The organism is Leifsonia sp. ZF2019 (assembly GCF_019924635.1).
In the GTDB taxonomy this organism is placed as follows: Bacteria; Actinomycetota; Actinomycetes; order Actinomycetales; family Microbacteriaceae; genus Leifsonia.
On record NZ_CP065037.1, the window covers coordinates 1,204,171 to 1,219,954 of the forward strand.

Annotated in this window: 10 protein-coding genes; 5 read left to right on the forward strand and 5 right to left on the reverse strand. The window is 70.3% G+C overall.

Annotated features, from left to right (window positions below; all coding sequences use genetic code 11):
• Positions 1-140: 140 nt before the first annotated feature.
• Positions 141-1,244 carry a glycosyltransferase family 2 protein gene (locus IT072_RS05935; RefSeq protein WP_223360032.1) on the reverse strand — a complete coding sequence of 368 codons (1,104 nt, stop codon included), beginning with the start codon at positions 1,242-1,244 and terminating at the stop codon, positions 141-143.
• Between the two features lie 77 nt (positions 1,245-1,321).
• Between IT072_RS05935 and IT072_RS05940 the strand changes: the two genes are divergently transcribed.
• Entirely contained in the window at positions 1,322-4,261 is a 2,940-nt protein-coding gene (locus IT072_RS05940; protein WP_223360033.1) for a rhamnosyltransferase WsaF family glycosyltransferase, read from the forward strand.
• A 15-nt stretch (positions 4,262-4,276) separates the two neighbouring features.
• Here the strand turns inward: IT072_RS05940 and IT072_RS05945 are convergent, their stop codons facing one another.
• A complete protein-coding gene (locus tag IT072_RS05945) occupies positions 4,277-5,815 on the reverse strand; it encodes a DUF2142 domain-containing protein (protein WP_223360034.1) in 1,539 nt (512 codons plus the stop codon).
• Between the two features lie 143 nt (positions 5,816-5,958).
• Here IT072_RS05945 and IT072_RS05950 point away from each other — a divergent pair, with 143 nt between their 5' ends.
• Together IT072_RS05950 and IT072_RS05955 are read left to right on the forward strand one after the other, a co-directional pair.
• Entirely contained in the window at positions 5,959-8,436 is a 2,478-nt protein-coding gene (locus tag IT072_RS05950) for a glycosyltransferase (RefSeq protein ID WP_223360035.1), read from the forward strand.
• Between the two features lie 183 nt (positions 8,437-8,619).
• Positions 8,620-10,848: a GH25 family lysozyme gene (locus tag IT072_RS05955; RefSeq protein WP_223360036.1), complete on the forward strand. Its 2,229-nt coding sequence runs from the start codon at positions 8,620-8,622 to the stop codon at positions 10,846-10,848.
• 24 nt (positions 10,849-10,872) lie between these two features.
• On the opposite strand, the gene IT072_RS05960 is transcribed toward IT072_RS05955, so the two are convergent.
• Together IT072_RS05960 and IT072_RS05965 are read right to left on the reverse strand one after the other, a co-directional pair.
• Positions 10,873-11,250: a DUF2304 domain-containing protein gene (locus IT072_RS05960; protein ID WP_223360037.1), complete on the reverse strand. Its 378-nt coding sequence runs from the start codon at positions 11,248-11,250 to the stop codon at positions 10,873-10,875.
• Positions 11,250-11,984 (reverse strand): glycosyltransferase family 2 protein, encoded by a 735-nt coding sequence (locus IT072_RS05965; protein ID WP_223360038.1) that lies wholly within the window; start codon positions 11,982-11,984, stop codon positions 11,250-11,252. Before IT072_RS05965 ends, IT072_RS05960 begins: the two co-directional genes overlap by 1 nt.
• 128 nt (positions 11,985-12,112) lie before the next feature.
• Here IT072_RS05965 and IT072_RS05970 point away from each other — a divergent pair, with 128 nt between their 5' ends.
• A complete protein-coding gene (locus tag IT072_RS05970; RefSeq protein ID WP_223360039.1) occupies positions 12,113-13,456 on the forward strand; it encodes a hypothetical protein in 1,344 nt (447 codons plus the stop codon).
• 24 nt (positions 13,457-13,480) lie between these two features.
• Here IT072_RS05970 and IT072_RS05975 read toward each other — a convergent pair whose 3' ends face one another.
• Positions 13,481-14,371 carry a glycosyltransferase family 2 protein gene (locus tag IT072_RS05975; protein WP_223360040.1) on the reverse strand — a complete coding sequence of 297 codons (891 nt, stop codon included), beginning with the start codon at positions 14,369-14,371 and terminating at the stop codon, positions 13,481-13,483.
• 24 nt (positions 14,372-14,395) lie between these two features.
• On the opposite strand from IT072_RS05975, the gene IT072_RS05980 reads away from it, so the two are divergent.
• Positions 14,396-15,766 carry a lipopolysaccharide biosynthesis protein gene (locus tag IT072_RS05980; protein ID WP_223360041.1) on the forward strand — a complete coding sequence of 457 codons (1,371 nt, stop codon included), beginning with the start codon at positions 14,396-14,398 and terminating at the stop codon, positions 15,764-15,766.
• The last annotated feature ends 18 nt before the right edge of the window (positions 15,767-15,784 follow it).

Here is a 15,784-nt window from a genome sequence, read left to right on the forward strand (position 1 = left end):
CTCCCCTGTCTGGATGGGCGGTGCAGGACGTTCTGCACTGGCTGGACGGGGCTCTCGCCCGCGTACGGGTAAGCGCTGAGCACGAAAGCCGCTCGGCAGGCTACCACCGCTTCCGGTGAACGAGGTGTGGACGCGCTCTCTCAGCCGCGCCGGCCGCGCAGCAGACGTGCGGCGCCGTCGGTCAAGCGGACCACGCGGCGCGAGTGCATCCGGGCGAGCTGCTGGTGCAGCGCCTGGATCTCGTGACGCGTGGCCGCGAGCTCCTGCTCGGCGAGCCCGCGCGCCGCCGCCTCGCGGGCCGCGCGATCGTCGGCCTGGGCGAGACAGCGGTCCAGATCGGCCATGGCGAGGCCGAATGCGCGCTGCTCGTCCGCATTCGCCGGATCGACGGGGACATCGGGGACGGGGGAGGGGATCCGATCTGCGATGCGCGTGTCCAGCACGTACTCGCCCGAGGCGAGGCCTGCCTCGATCGCCGCGTCGTCCGGGTGCCTGCACAGATAGAGCGGATACAGGACGCCGTCGAGCAGCCGACGGTAGTCCCGCATCCCGTGGTGGTTCGGACTGGGGGTCAGGTCCGACGCGTCGTAGGCGGAGCCGGCATTGCGAACCTTGCGGCTGTACTGCTCCCAGGAGCGCCACGGGAAGTGCAGGACCTCGATCTCGAGCCCGGCCGGAACGGGTCCGCGGCTGTCGATCGACACGAAGTGGTTGCCCTGCACGACCTCCACCTCCGGATCGCCCACATGGGCGACGTCGTGCGTCGCGTGCGCCTTGAGACCGACCGCGTTGAGGGCCTCCACGCTCCGCAGATCCCGGTAGCGCAGCCGTTGGAGACCGCTGCCGGAGGACGCCGCGGGACCGATCATGTCGTGCACGGGGACGTCGAAGGCGCGGATCGAGACCGGGATGCGATCGAAGGTCTCCTTCAGGGTCGAGCCGTCCGCCGCGGGCAGCCAGAACTCGTCCGCGTCGGCGTTGAGCACCCAGTCGGCACCGTGCTGGACGGCGGCCTCCCGTGCCATGCGGGTCACGGTCGTCGCCTGCTGCTTGCGGTGCTCGGGATCGTGATGGAGGACGAGCTGTCCGCGCGCCGCGTAGTCCTCCAGGATCTCGGTCGTGCCGTCGACAGAGCCGTTGTCGGTGACGATCAGGGTGTCGACGCCCTGCTCGAGGTGGTGGTCGATCATCGCACCGACGATGTCGGCCTCGTCGCGCACCATCAGGGTCATCGCAAGCTTCACGTGGCGCCTCCCGCGAACAGTCTATGCACCGATCCGGCACGTGCCCCGCCGGTACACTTGACCGGATGAATGCATGGATGAGCGGTCCGCGCCGGGTGGTCGCCCGTCTCGCGCCGCCGGACTCCGTCCCCGGGAAGGCCCTTCACGCCGGCCTCCAGGCGGCCCGCACCTTCCGCGCGGAGCTGCGACCTCCAGCCCCGCCGGTCGAGGAGGAGCCGACCGGCCCCGGGCTCACGGACTATGCCGAATGGCGCGCACAGCAGCCGGCCTTCGAGCCCCTGCCCGAGGGGGCGGGACGTGCCGCCTTCCTGGTCGTCGTGGAGACGCCGGGACCGGTCGACGACGAGTCCGCGCCGGCCGTCGCCACCACCGTGGCGAGCATCGACGCTCAGGTGGCGTTCGAGCCGCGCACCGTGGTCGCCCCGTCGGGGACCCCCCTCCGTGAGGTGCTCGACGGCGCCACCGAGGATCTTGTGCTCTTCCTGCATGCCGGGTCGGTGCTCGATCCCCATGCCATCGAGCAGATCGCCAAGGAGTACCGCGTCGATCCCGTGCACCGCGTGATCGCGTTCGACACCGATCGCCTGACAGCCGACGGCGACCGGGTGGGACCCCGGTTCCGCCCCGCCTGGTCGCCCGAGATCATGCTCGGCGCCAACTACCTCGGGCGGGGGTTCGCCATCCGACTCGCCGACGCGCTGCGGTCGCCGGGGCTGGCGCTGGACGACACGGGCATCTGGCGCATGCTGCTCGGCGCGGAGCTCGCCGAAGCGGTGGTCGGACGGCTGCCGCGCATCCTTCTGTCCGAGCCCGATCTGCCGCGCGCGGAGGCGACCGTCCACGACGCGGGAATGGTCGAGTCGGCGCTGCGCGACCGCGGGGAGCGGGCGACGGCAGTGGTCGACTCCGGGATGGTCCGGGTGCGCTTCGAGCCGGAGGACTGGCCGACGGTCTCGATCGTGATCCCGACCCGGCATTCGCGCGCCAACCTCGACCGCCTGCTCCCGAGCCTCGCCGCCACCGACTACCCGGCGTTCGACGTCACGGTCGTCGACAACGGCGAGGCCTCCGCCGAGGCGGAGGCCTGGTATGACGGCTTCGACCCCGGGATCGCCTTCCGCCGCCGGTGGTGGACGGAGGAGCCGTTCAACTATTCGCGCGTCAACAACGTGATCGCGCGCGAGTCGACGGGCGAGGTGCTCGTGTTCCTCAACGACGACACCGAGATCGTCGACGCAGGCTGGCTGAGCGAGATGGTAGGGCTGCTCCTGCGCGACGGGGTCGGCACCGTGGGCTTCCAGCTGCGCACCGGCGACGGGCTCGTGCAGCACGGCGGGGTCACGCTCGGCCCCGGCGGGTTCGCCGCGAACCTCTTCGCAGGCATGGACCCCGCCGACGACAGCCTGCTCGGTCCCGTCCGCTGGTATCGCAACGCGCTGGCCGTCACCGCGGCCTGCGTCGCGGTGCGCCGGTCCGTGTTCGACGAGGTCGGCGGCTTCGACGAGCGGTTCCAGCTCACCGGCAGCGACGTCGTGCTCGGTCTGGACCAGGTCATCCGCGGGCGCCGCAACGTGGTCATCCCCTTCGACGCGGTCCGGCACTTCGAATCGCTGACGCGCGGTTCGCACGCGCCGCGGGCCGACTCGTTCGCGAGCTACTGGCGCTACCAGCCGTGGCTCGCGGGCGGGGACCCGTACACCTCGCCGAACGTCTGCCGGGTGCTCCCCGTTCCCCGGTTCGCGGCCGTCGACGATCCCACCCCGCTCGAGCTGGCGATGGCGGGGCTCGGGCGACCGTTCAAGTCGGACGCCCAGCAGCAGTCCACCCTGTCGTCCGACGCGACGGCCCTCCTGCCGCTCGCCACCATCACGGCGGAGGAGGTGGCCGCGGTGGTCGAATCCCATCGCACCACGACCGGGCGTCGCGAGGTGCGGACGATCAACTGGCTGCTCCCCGGCTTCGATTCCCCGTTCTTCGGCGGCGTCAACACGACACTGCGGATGGCGGACAAGCTCGCACGCGAGCACGGTGTGCGCAACCGCTTCCTCGTCAACGGTGATCCGGCGGACGAGTTCTACGAGTCGGCGATCGTCGCCGCCTTCCCGGGTCTCGCGGGCTCGGAGGTCGGTAACTACTACGGCACCGACGAGGGTCTCGCCGCCGTGCCGCCGGCCGACGTGGCGATCGCGACGTTCTGGCTGACCGCGCGCGATGTCGCGAAGACGCCGGGCACCCCCCGCAAGTTCTACCTGATCCAGGACTACGAGCCGTCCTTCTATCCGGCGAGCACGATGTTCGCGATGACGGAGCAGACGTATCGGCTCGGCCTCTACGGGATCTGCAACACCCGCAGCATGCACGAGATCTACACGGGCGGCTACGGCGGGACGGGCACCTGGTTCGCGCCGGCGGTCGATCGAGGGCTGTTCCATCCCGACGGCCGTGTTCCTCCGGCGGAGGGGTCTCCTGTGACGATCTTCGCCTACGCCCGGGATCACTTCCGCAACTGCTGGGAGCTGGTCTTCGCGGCCCTCAGCGAGATCAAGCGGCGCCACGGCGACGGCGTGCGGATCGTCGCCGCCGGCGCGAAGTACCTGCCGCCGAGCGCCGACTTCATCGACCTCGGCCTGCTCGACTTCCGCGCGACCGGCCGGCTGTACCGCGAGACGGACATCGGGATCACCCTGCAGATCTCGCGCCACCCGTCGTATCTCCCGCTCGAGCTGATGGCGAGCGGGGTGGGGATGGTCGTTCCCGACTCGCCGTGGTTCCGCTGGCTCTTCGAGCCGGGTGAGAACGCCAGGACCACGATGATGACGTACGAGGAGGTCGTGGCGGCCCTCGACGAACTGGTGCTCGACACAGCGAAGCGCGAGCGCATCCAGCGCGCCGGCCTCGCGACCATCGACGCGCAGCACTCCGACTGGGACGCCGCCCTCGACGGGATCTACGAGTTCCTGTGCGATCCCGAGGCGAACGCGATGGCGTCGGAGGGGACCCTCGTCGCCGGAGTGTAGCAGGCGGGCCGCGGCCTATCGGACGGGCGGAGCGGCCGGCTCGTCCTGCTCCGCGAACCACCCGGGGAGCGAGCGCCAGACGAGTACCGCACCCAGCGCGAGCAGGACGGTCATGAGGAGGATCAGCCCGATCGTCCCTCCCGGAGGGAGCCAGCTCGGGCGGAAGAGCGCGTCGATCCAGGACGAGTCCACCACGGCATAGCGGCGGACAACCGTGGCGAACGCCACCAGCTGGCCGACGGCCAGCAGGATCAGGACGGCGCGGAGAGCCGAGACGGTGCGCCTCGTGCCGCCGAGCGCGGCTCGGTCGAGCGCCAGACCGCCGGTGATGGCGAGCATCAGGAGCACGGCGAGGATGTAACGGCCCTGCCAGACGTCGCCGACCTGCCGCCAGAGCGCCACCTGCGTGACGACCGGGACGAGGATGAACACGATGACGAGCCCGAGCGTCACCCAGCGCTGACGGCCACGGCCGAGCACGACGGGCAGGAGGCAGACGGCGAAGATGATCGCGGTCCAGAACGACGGGACCAGCTCCTGCATCCCGTAATCGACGACTCCCTGGCCGGCCATCTGGCGCCAGTAGGCGACGGTCGCCTCGAGCATGTTCTGGGCGACCTGCAGACGGCTGCCCGCGACGGATGTCGAGGTCGGGCGCACAGCGTTCTCGGGCCGCGTGAACCAGTAGAGCTGTCCGAGGCAGATGATCGCCAGCAGGCCCACGACGACCCAGGTCGACGTGCGTCGCAGGAGCGCCCGCCAATCGAGCCTGCTCATCACGGTGATCACCGCGCCGGTCGCCAGGACGACCCAGAGCAGGGCAAGGCTCCTGCCACCGGTGACCAGCAGCGTCGACACCACGGCGGTCGTGCCGGAGAACCAGAGCAGCCACCCGGACGGGCGGATCAGAGCCAGGACGAGCAGGGAGACGAGGAGGCTCCCGGACGACGCCACCTCGATCCCGTTCGGATTGATCGAGCCGCTCAGGAAGAGCACCTGCGGCGTCACCACGGCGAGTCCGAGCAGCGGGGCCCAGCGACGCCGGGGGAGGCACCACAGCAGCGTTGCCGCCGCGGCGAAGAGCAGGGCGGTGAGCGCGGCGGAGAGGATGCGCATCGCGTACAGCGCGGGCGCGCCCTCCAAGAGCAGGGAGGGGAGGCCGACCGCGAGGTAGTAGACCGGGCTGTTCGTGCCCGCGCTGCTGAGCGTGTTCTGGAGCTCCGCCCCGGTCTCGGGGTCCTTGGCGCAGGCGGGGGTGCGATCGAAGCGGCCGGCGTAGCAGGAGACCTTGCCCGGGTTCTGGGCTCCGGGGATGGTGAGGTACCGCGGGGCCTGGAATGTCGAGCCCTGCCCGACGATCTCGCCGCGAACCGCGGTCGCCGCGCGCACCGCGTGCGACGCCTCGTCGGGGACGGCGTAGAGCGGGGTGGCGAGCGACCATGCGGTCATCAGCCCGAAGAGGAGCACGAATGTCGCGGAGAAGAGACGCCACGGGAATCGGAGCGCGGTCCGGGGCGCCGTGATCGCTGTGGCGGATGCTGCTGGGTGGTTCATGTCGGTGGGACCTTCGATCGCCTGGAGGCCGGTCGGGGGACTGCGCCATCCTAACAATCGACGGGCGGGCCCCGGACCGTCCCGGGGGCCGCGACAGTTCTGGTTGGTAGGCTGACGTGCTGATACGCCAAGGAAAGGACCGCATGCCCACCACGCGACCCGGGGTCGTCTCCGTCGTCCTCGTCAACTTCCGCGGCACGGACGACACGCTGACCGCCATCGAGCACCTCGGCAGGCTGGACTGGCCCGCCGACCGCCTCGAGATCGTCGTGGTCGAGAACGCCTCCGGCGACGACAGCGCGGAGCGGATCCGGCGCGCCGCCCCCCACGTGGTCCTGATCGAGTCGAAGGAGAACCTCGGCTTCGCGGGCGGCTGCAACCTGGGCGTCCGTTCGGCCGCGGGAGAGTACGTCGCGTTCCTCAACAACGACGCCAAGCCGGACACCGCATGGGTCGCGGCGGCCGTGTCCCGGTTCGAGTCCAGCCCGCGCGTCGGCGCGGTGGCGAGCCGGGTGCTCGACTGGGACGGCACCAAGGTCGACTACATCGGGTCGGCCATGACCTGGTTCGGTCAGGGCTACAAGCCGCTCACGGCGCAGCCCGTCCCCTCGACGCCGGACGTCGCGAAGGATGTCCTGTTCGGCACGGGATCGGCGATGTTCGTGCGTCGATCGGTCTACGAGCAGCTGGGCGGCTTCGACGAGCGCTACTTCATGTTCTTCGAGGATGTCGACCTGGGGTGGCGGCTCAACCTGCTCGGTCACCGCTTCGTCTACGAGCCGGCCTCCCTCGCCTATCACAAGCACCACGCGTCCATGTCGTCGTTCGGCTCGTTCAAGGAGAGCTACCTCCTCGAGCGGAACGCCCTCTACACGCAGTACAAGAACCTCGGCGACGAGGCCCTCGCCGTCGCTCTCCCGGCCACCCTCGCCCTGACCGTGCGTCGCGGCGTCGCCAAGGGCGGTCTCGACTCGACCGAGTACGACCTGCGGAAGGGCGGCTCGAACGACCCGACGGCGGAGATCTCCAAGGAGACGGTCGCGACGGTCTACGCCATCGACCAGTTCGTCGAGAACCTCCCGGGTCTGACGGCGGACCGCGAGCGCATCCAGTCCACCCGCGTCGTCGCCGACGGTCGCATCTGGTCCCTGTTCGGCGAGACCGACGCCCCGTCGTACACCGACGAGCACTACCTCGAGGGCTACGACAAGCTCGCCACCGCGTTCCCGGTCACGGAACGACCGTCGGTGACGCGCGTCCTCATCATCACGGGAGACCCGATCGGCGCGAAGATGGCCGGACCGGCGATCCGCGCCTGGAGCATGGCGGAGGCGCTCTCGCAGGACAACGAGGTGACCCTCGTCTCGCTCGCCGGAGTGGAGCCCGTCTCCGCGCCGTTCGGCATCACGCACGTGCGGCCGGGGGACGATCGCGAGATGCGGAAGCACGAGCGCGAGGCCGACGTGATCGTCTTCCAGGGCCTGGCCATGGCGCTGTTCGACAGCCTGCGCACGACCGACAGGATCATCGTCGCCGACGTCTACGACCCGATGCACCTCGAGCAGCTCGAGCAGGGCAAGGAGCTCGGCCGTGAGCAGTGGGACAAGCAGGTCCTCGACGCGACCGACGTGCTCAACGAGCAGCTGGAGCGCGGCGACTTCTTCTTGTGCGCGTCCGAGCGCCAGCGTCACTTCTACCTCGGGCAGCTCGCCGCGCTGGGGCGCATCAACCCGGCCAACTACGCCGACGACCCCGACCTCGACCACCTGATCGACGTCGTCCCGTTCGGTCTGTCCGAGAACCCGCCGGTGCACGAGCGCGCCGTGCTGAAGGGCGTCCTTCCCGGGATCGGGGAGGCCGACAAGCTGCTCCTGTGGAGCGGCGGCCTCTACAACTGGTTCGACCCGAAGTCGCTCATCTCGGCTGTCGCCCGTCTGTCCGAGCGGCACGACGACGTCCGTCTCTTCTTCCAGGGCACCAAGCACCCGCATCCCGGCGTTCCCGAGATGGGGATCGTCGCGGAGTCGCGGCAACTGGCGCGGGACCTCGGCGTGCTCGACTCCGCCGTGTTCTTCAACAGCTCGTGGGTCGACTACGCGGACCGCCAGAACTACCTCACCGAGGCGGACGCCGGGGTGAGCACGCACTTCTCGCACGTGGAGACGACCTTCTCGTTCCGCACGCGCATCCTCGACTATCTGTGGGCGGGTCTGCCCATGGTGGTGACGGAGGGCGACCACTTCGCCCAGCTGGTGGAGGAAGAGAAGCTCGGCGTCGTCGTCCCGTCCGGGGACGTGGAGGCGCTCGCCGACGCGCTCGAGACGGTGCTCTACGACGAGAAGTTCATCCGTGCCGCGCGCCGCAACATCGCCCGGGTCCGCCAGCGCTACTTCTGGGGGGCGGTCCTGCGGCCGCTCATCGACTTCGTCGCGGCTCCGGCTCACGCGGCAGATCTCGTCGCCCGCGGCGTCGTCGGGACGGGAAAGCCGGTGCGTCGCCCCACGACCCGCCGCAAGAAGCACGGTCTGCGTCACGACGTCGGCCTGTTCTTCCACTACATGAGCAACGGCGGCCCCGCGGTCGTCGCGAAGAAGGTCCGAAGCCGCTTGAAGCGGCGCTGACCCTTCTCCGATCCGCTCCGCGCACGCGCTTTCCGCGCCGAACAGGGCGGTCGTCGGCGTGTTCGCAATCTGAAGTGTTCGCATACGGTGTGCCGCAGCATAGACTGCACAGACCTGCATGCGTTTCCGGACGGACCCGACCGACGGAGACCTCCACTCTCCCGATCCCCACACACAGAGCGGATGTCGACGATGAAATTCGGCCCGATCCTGACCACCGCGGTGGTGCTGGCGCTTCTCGGCGCCGCACCCGCACAAGCCGAGACCGCGACGACGCCCACACCGGCGCCGTCCGCATCCGCGAGCGCCACGGCGACTCCGGAGCCGACCTCGTCGGCGACCCCGACACCGACACCGACGCCGTCCGCCACGGCCGACGCCTCAGAGGGTGCGGGCGAGAACCCGAGCCTCGCCGAGCAGAACGCCGCGGGCAACCACGTCATGGGCTCCACGATCGCCGCGGAGGAGGGAACGGCGAAGTCGAGGTCCGGACTCAGCGCCTCCGCCGCCCTCGGCGTCGGAGGCGTCCTGGGACAGGACGTCAGCGGCTGGCAGCCGAACGTCGACTGGGGCGCCCAGTGGGCGGCGGGCTCGCGCTTCGCCTACATCAAGGCGTCCGAGGGAACCTACTACACGAGCAGCCATTTCCCCTCGCAGTACGCGGGCGCCCTCAGCGTCGGGATGATCCGCGGCGCCTACCATTTCGCCACTCCGAACACGACGGACGGCGCCACCCAGGCCCGGTTCTTCTACCAGCACGGCGGCGGATGGAGCCCGGACGGCCGCACTCTCCCCCCGCTGCTCGACATCGAGTACGCGACGGACGGCTCCGGCACCTGCTGGGGACTCTCGACCGGCCAGATGACACAGTGGATCTCCGACTTCGTGAACACCATGCGGGCGCTCACCGGTGTGAACCCCGCCATCTACTCCACGGCCAACTGGTGGAACACCTGCACCGGCTCCAACACCACATTCGGGGCGTACCCCCTGTTCGTCGCGCGCTACGGGACCAGCACGCCCGGAGCGCTGGCGGCCGGCTGGCTGGACTGGACCATCTGGCAGTACGCCAGCTCCGGGACGTTCGCCGGTGACCAGGACATCTTCAACGGCACACAGGCTCAGCTGCAGCAGTTCGCCTTCGGTGCGAACGTCCACCCGCCGATCGGCACGTACGACGCCGCGACGGTGACGGCGAATCAGCCCTTCACGCTCTCGGGATGGGCCTTCGATCAGACGAGCATCGCCGCGCCGGTGCAGGTCCAGATCACCTGGAACACCCCGGCCGGCATCACGTCGACGACGATCACCGCCAATGCGAGCAGACCGGACGTCGGAGCGGCGTATCCCGGCGTGGGGAACAACCACGGCTTCGTCGCCCAACAGGCGTGGAGCGGGTACGGCCAGTACGGGGCGTGCGTCACCGCGATCGCCCTCCCCGGCGACAGAGCCGGCAACGCGCCGCTGGGCTGTAAGACGGCCTTCGTGTCGCCGGTGACGAACGGCCCACCGCCGGTCACGCGTGTCGCCGGCGACGACCGGTTCACGACGGCCATCGCCGTCTCGAAGCAGTCGTTCCCGACGCCGGGCGTGCCGGTCGCGTACGTCGCCTCCGGGCTCGACTTCCCGGACGCTCTCGCGGCGGCTCCCGCGGCCGGCGCACAGCACGGACCCGTGCTCCTGACGACCCCCGGACAGGTGCCCGCGGGCGTGCTCGCAGAACTGACGCGGCTGAAGCCGACCACGATCGTCGTCGTCGGCGGCGCCGAGGCCATCTCCGACGCGGCGTACAACCAGCTCGCGGGCCTCGGGTCGAAGATCGTCCGGATCGGAGGATCCGACCGCTTCGAGACGTCGCGCCTGGTGGCCTCGTACGCGTTCCCGTCGGCCACCTCCGTCTATGCCGCGTCGGGTATGAGCTATCCGGATGCGCTCTCGGCGGCCCCGGTCGCCGCCAAGCAGGGGCGCCCGTTGATCCTGGTCTACGGGACCAGCCTCGACCAGGGCACCCGCGCGTACCTGACCGGCAAAGCGGTGAAGACCGTCACGGCGGTCGGCGGCACGACCGTCATCCCGGCGACGTGGGCGTCGGACGTGCAGACCGCGGGCATGACGGTCAGCCGGATCGGGGGCACGACGCGCTTCGAGACGAGTTCGCTCCTCGTCTCGTCGGCGTACGGCTCCAACAGCTCGCCGTCGCTCTACTTCGCGTCGGCTGTGGCATGGCAGGACGCCCTCGTGGCCGCTGCGGCGGCAGGGTCGAGCTCGCAGCCGGTGCTGCTGGTCAAGCCGGAGTGCGTGCCGCGCACCATCGGCGACCAGCTCATCCGGCTGGGTACGACCTCGCTCAAGATCGCGGGCGGCCCGGCTGCCGTCACGACCGCAGTGGACCAGATGGCCGTCTGCTATTGAGCCCCGCCCGCGGCGGGGACGACCTCAGTCCTCGTCGCGGGTCAGCCGGGTGACCTGCTCCTCGAGGCGCGCGATGCGTATCTCCTGGAGGGCGCTGCGCTCGGCGAGGGTGCGCGACTTGCTCTCCAGCGTGGTGAGCTCGGAGCTGTGCTGGATGCAGACCAGGAACAGCACCGCGATGCTGACGAAGAAGACCAGGTTGACCGGCGCTCCGACGCCGATCAGATGCGCAGCCCAGTCGAGGATCGCGGGGAAGACGCCGATCACGAGTGCGAGCACGCCCGCGATGATCCACCAGATCGCGTGACGCTCGCGCATCCGGCCGCGCCGGAGCATCTCGATCACGACGTACAGGGTGAACAGGGCGGCCAGGATGCCGAAGATGTAGCTGGTGATGGACATCAGGCGGTCGCCGTCTCCTTCAGAGCCGTCCGGGGCCGCATCAGGGCCACGAGCAGGGCGACGAACGCCCTGCCGAGGTAGACGGCCGCTTTGATCGGGTTGTGCGAGGGCTGGCCCGTCGTGCGCGGTCGCATCGCGACAGGCACCTGAGTGACCGTCAGCCCGGCGCGGGCGGCGATCACCAACGCCTCGACGGTGTCGCCGAGGTACTCGGCGGGGAACGAGTGCGCGAAGAGCGCGACGGCTCGGGGGCCGTTGGCCTTGAACCCGCTCGTCGTGTCGCGGAGAGAGGACTGGACGACGCGGCTGAGGACACTGGACAGCACATTCATCGCCCAGCGTCGGGGGCCCTTGACCTCGTAGTCGCCTTGGCCGGAGAACCGCGCGCCGATGACGAGGTCGGCACCGTCGAGCGCCGCGAGGAGGCTCGGGACGCTGGCCGGGTCGTGCTGGCCGTCCGCGTCGATCTGGACGACGACCGGGAAGCCATTCTCCGTCGCGTACTGGAACCCGAGTCGCATGGCGCCGCCGACTCCCATGTTGAAGGGCATGGAGGCGACGAGGGCACCTGCACGATGAGCCTCCTCCGCTGTGCGGTCGAGCGAACCGTCGTCGACCACCAGGCAGGTCACGCCGGGTAGCTTGGCCTGGACTTCCGCAACGACGGCCGCGACGGACTCCTCCTCGTTGAACGCAGGCATCACGACGAGCGTGTCGGAGAGAGCGAAGGGCATGGCAATCACGGTACTAGATAGGGGCGCGGACAGGCCGAGGGCCGGCACCATTGTCGCACGCCCGCCTGCGCGGACGGCGTGAGGCGATTGATAGGATCGGGGTTCTGCAATCGATCAGGAAGGCGAGCATGCCGAACCTCCGAGGGGGAGCCTGGATCGCGCGCGTGCTCAGAGGGGTCCTCGTCCCCGTGCTCCTGCTCGTCGCCGCGAGCATCGGTCTGGTCGCACATTCTGCCTCCCAGCACCGCGCCATCTCGCCCTATGACGAGTACGTCTACATCGACTACCTCGCCAAGATCCCCACGCAGGGGATCGTGCGAGGAGGCGAGGAGACGGGGGAGGTGGCCCGCCAGGCGCTGGCGTGCCGCGGCGTGCTGAACTACGTCGTGACGACGGACCGCTGTGACGGGCACGACTTCGGGTCGGACGCGAAATACCCGTACGCGGGAGGGACCGGGGCGGACATCTACTCGCCCGTCTACTTCGCGGTCACGTGGACTCTCGCGCAGCCCCTCATCGGGCTGGGGGTCGATTTCGTCGACGCGGGCCGGCTCGTCGGCGCCTTCTGGCTGGCCCTGGGGGCGGTCGGTGTGTGGGCGCTGTTGCGCGCCCTCCGTGTGGACGGGCTCTCCGCGCTGGGGCTGGGTCTGCTCGTCGTGGCGACGCCCGTCGCCTATTGGTCGAACACGTACATCAGCACCGACGCTCCGTCCGTCGCGGCCGGCGCGTGGCTCGGCGTCGCCGGGGTCGCGGTCTGGGAGCGGAGGAGGGCGGCGTACGTGCTTCTCCCCGTGGCGGCCGCGATCGCCACGCTGCTCAAAGTCCAGAACATCGCGGCGGTCGGCGCCGTCTCGCTGGCGCTCATGCTCGGTGCCCTGACGCGGCCGGCGGGGGAGGGCGAGGCCCGACCGACGCTCGGCCGGGTACTGCGCGATCGACGCCTTCTCGTGGCGGTCCTGACCGTCGCCGTCGCCGTCGTGGCGCAAGCAGCGTGGCTCGTCATCAGGGCGCGGGCGCAGCTTCCCGGCGAACGCCCGTCCGTCGACACAGCGCAGCCGCTCTCCGTCCACGCGATCGTGGCCGAGTCGCTTCGATTCATCACGAACATCGGCGTCCCGGGGTTCCAGACGTCGATCGTCACGGCGGCCGTCGTCGGGGTTCTGGGTCTGCTCTCGGTCGCGGCCGTGATCGGGCTGATCGTCGATCAGCGATTCCGATCGGGCCGGGGGCTCGTCGCCGCCGTGTCGGTCCTGGTCGTCTCGCTTCTGCTCGGACCGCTGCTGGCGGTGTTCACCCGAGTGTCGATGGGCTACTACACGCCGTTGAGCGAACGCTACGGCATCGTGCTGCTGCCGCTGTTCCTCGCCCTTATCGGCCTCTTCCTGGCTCACCTGCGCCGGGTGGTCCCGTGGGTGGTCGTCGGGGCGGGAGCGCTCGCCGCGGCGGGCGCGATCATGGCCGGCACGATCTGACCCGCGCGTCGCGGCGACGCGGCCTCACCTCCACCCGGTGAACACGTGGCGCAGCAGCGCGCGCAGGCCCGTGCCGTCGCGCTTCGCGAGCGCGCCCGGGATCTTCGTCGCGGCGTTGAGGCGGGACGACCAGTGGGCCGCCGCGGCCCGGGAGGCCGTGCGCCAGCCGCGCGCCGCCAGCCGCCTGCTGACGGCGAGGAAGAACGCGCGCTCCTCGTCGAAGCGGGTGCCGTCCTGCGCCGTCCAGGAGGACACGCTGCCCGCGTGGCGGCGGTAGCGGAAGACGCGGTCGGGGAGGGCCACGATCGAGCCGTCGTCGAGGGTGATGTCGAGCTGGAGCTTCAGATCCAGCACGACGTCGAACGCCGGGTCGAAACCGTGCGCGCGCACGCTTTCGGTGTTCCAGCAGATCGACGGGAAGTAGGCCCAGTTGCCGCGGAGCAGGCTGACGGCCATCCGCTCGCCGGTGAGCACGAACTCGGTGGTCGCGTCCGGCCGGTACCAGGTCTTCACCCGGTCGGCCAGCGGGAGCGACGGGGTGCCGTCGTCCGAGATGACGACGACCCCGGGCTGGAAGTACGAGGCTCCGGGATGCCGCTCGATGGCGGAGGTCATGACGGCGAGGTAGTCGGGCTCCAGCAGGTCGTCGCAGCCCATGAGGACGAAGTGGTCGCTCTGTACGAGCTCGACCGACTTGCTGAAGTTGCCGCTCACGCCGAGGTTCGTCTCGTTGCGCACGTAGACGATGCGGGAATCGCCGAGGGACTGGACCCAGCGGCCCGGCTCGGTGTCCGGGTAGACGTCGTCGATCACGACCAGCCGCCAGTCCTGGTGGGTCTGGTCCCGCACGCTCTGCACGGCCGCGCGGAACAGCTGCGGGTCGCCATAGAACGGCATCATGATGTCGATCGTCACTGCTTCCAGTCTTTCATCGTAGGGTTGGGCTGCCGCCGCGGCGGCGCCGTCCATCCTGCCACGCCCTCCCTGGAGTTCCTCATCACCGCCTACGAGCCGCTCGACGAGCCCCTCCCCGAGATCCGCAGCGGCGCGGAGGGACGCTCCGCCCGCTCGTCGGTCGCACTCATCCTGGGGGCGACGGTGATCGCCGGCGTCGCGGGGTACGTGGTGACGTGGCGCGTGTACACGACGGTCGGGGCCGCAGGATACGGCGTCTTCTCGGTCTTCTGGTCCGCGCTCTTCCTCGTCGTCGGCATCCTCTTCGGGCTGCAGCAGGAGTCCACGCGGGCCACCGCCCAGACGCAGGTCGCGCGCGCGGCGGGACCCGCTGCGGCTTCGGCCCGCACCGTGTCGATGTGGGCGTTCGCGGGCGTCACGGCGCTGGTCGTCGCCGCCGTCGTGATGGTGACGAGCCTGCTCTGGGCCGCCCCGAGTCTCGGCGCCGAGCACCAGGGTCTCGCGTGGTTCGTCGCCGTCGGCGCCGCACTGAACTGCCTGGTCGCGGGGGCCTCCGGGGTCATGGCGGGCGCCGGCATGTGGCGGCAGCTCGCCGCGATCGTCGCGATCGACGGCATCCTGCGCGTGCTCGGCGTCGTGACGGTCCTGTCGTTCTCGCACGACCTGGTGCTGCTGGCCGTCGCGGTGATCCTGCCGTTCCCGCTGTCGCTCGCGATCGTCTTCCTCAGCGCACCGCGCGCGCTCGTCCGCAACGCGCGTCTCACGATCGGCGTCCCCGCCCTCATCGCGAACACCGGCCGCACGATGCTCGCGGCCTCGGCGACGGCCGTGCTCATCAACGGGTTCCCGCTCGTGCTCTCGTTCTTCGCCGGGAGCGACAACCATGCGCAGCTGGGCTCCCTCGTCCTCGCCGTCACCCTCACCCGGGCGCCGATCCTGGTCCCGCTGACGGCGCTGTCGAGCATGCTGGTGAGCCGGTTCTCCCACCAGCCCGAACAGGTCGGACGCACGGTCGCTCTGCTGCTCGCCGGCATCGCCGTCGTCATCCTCGTGCTGTGCGGGGCCGCGTGGCTGTGGGGGGAGCCGGTCATGCATCTCGTCTTCGGTGCGGAGTTCGATCTCGGGGCCGGCGTGCTGGTCGCGCTCATCGCGTCGTCCGGGCTCATCGGCGCCCTGTTCGTCAGCGGATCCGCCGTCCTCGCCCGCGACGCCCACGGCCTTTATGCCACGGGCTGGGTGGTCGCGTCCGTCGTCACCCTGGTGCTCCTGTTCCTCCCGGTGGAACTGCCGACCCGGGCGGCACTGGCTCTGGCCGCCGGCCCGGCGGTCGGCCTCGTGGTGCACCTGATCGGGATGCGGGTCCGGGCGCCCCGCGCCGAGGCTCCCGCGTCGTGAGCGCACGATGAGCCATAA

Coding starts and splice junctions, on each gene's coding strand:
- IT072_RS05960 (WP_223360037.1), bottom strand. CDS start 11,250: ATGTCCATCACCAGCTACATCTTCGGCATCCTGGCCGCCCTGTTCACC.
- IT072_RS05955 (WP_223360036.1), top strand. CDS start 8,620: ATGTCGACGATGAAATTCGGCCCGATCCTGACCACCGCGGTGGTGCTG.
- IT072_RS05945 (WP_223360034.1), bottom strand. CDS start 5,815: ATGAACCACCCAGCAGCATCCGCCACAGCGATCACGGCGCCCCGGACC.
- IT072_RS05970 (WP_223360039.1), top strand. CDS start 12,113: ATGCCGAACCTCCGAGGGGGAGCCTGGATCGCGCGCGTGCTCAGAGGG.
- IT072_RS05940 (WP_223360033.1), top strand. CDS start 1,322: ATGAGCGGTCCGCGCCGGGTGGTCGCCCGTCTCGCGCCGCCGGACTCC.
- IT072_RS05950 (WP_223360035.1), top strand. CDS start 5,959: ATGCCCACCACGCGACCCGGGGTCGTCTCCGTCGTCCTCGTCAACTTC.
- IT072_RS05965 (WP_223360038.1), bottom strand. CDS start 11,984: ATGCCCTTCGCTCTCTCCGACACGCTCGTCGTGATGCCTGCGTTCAAC.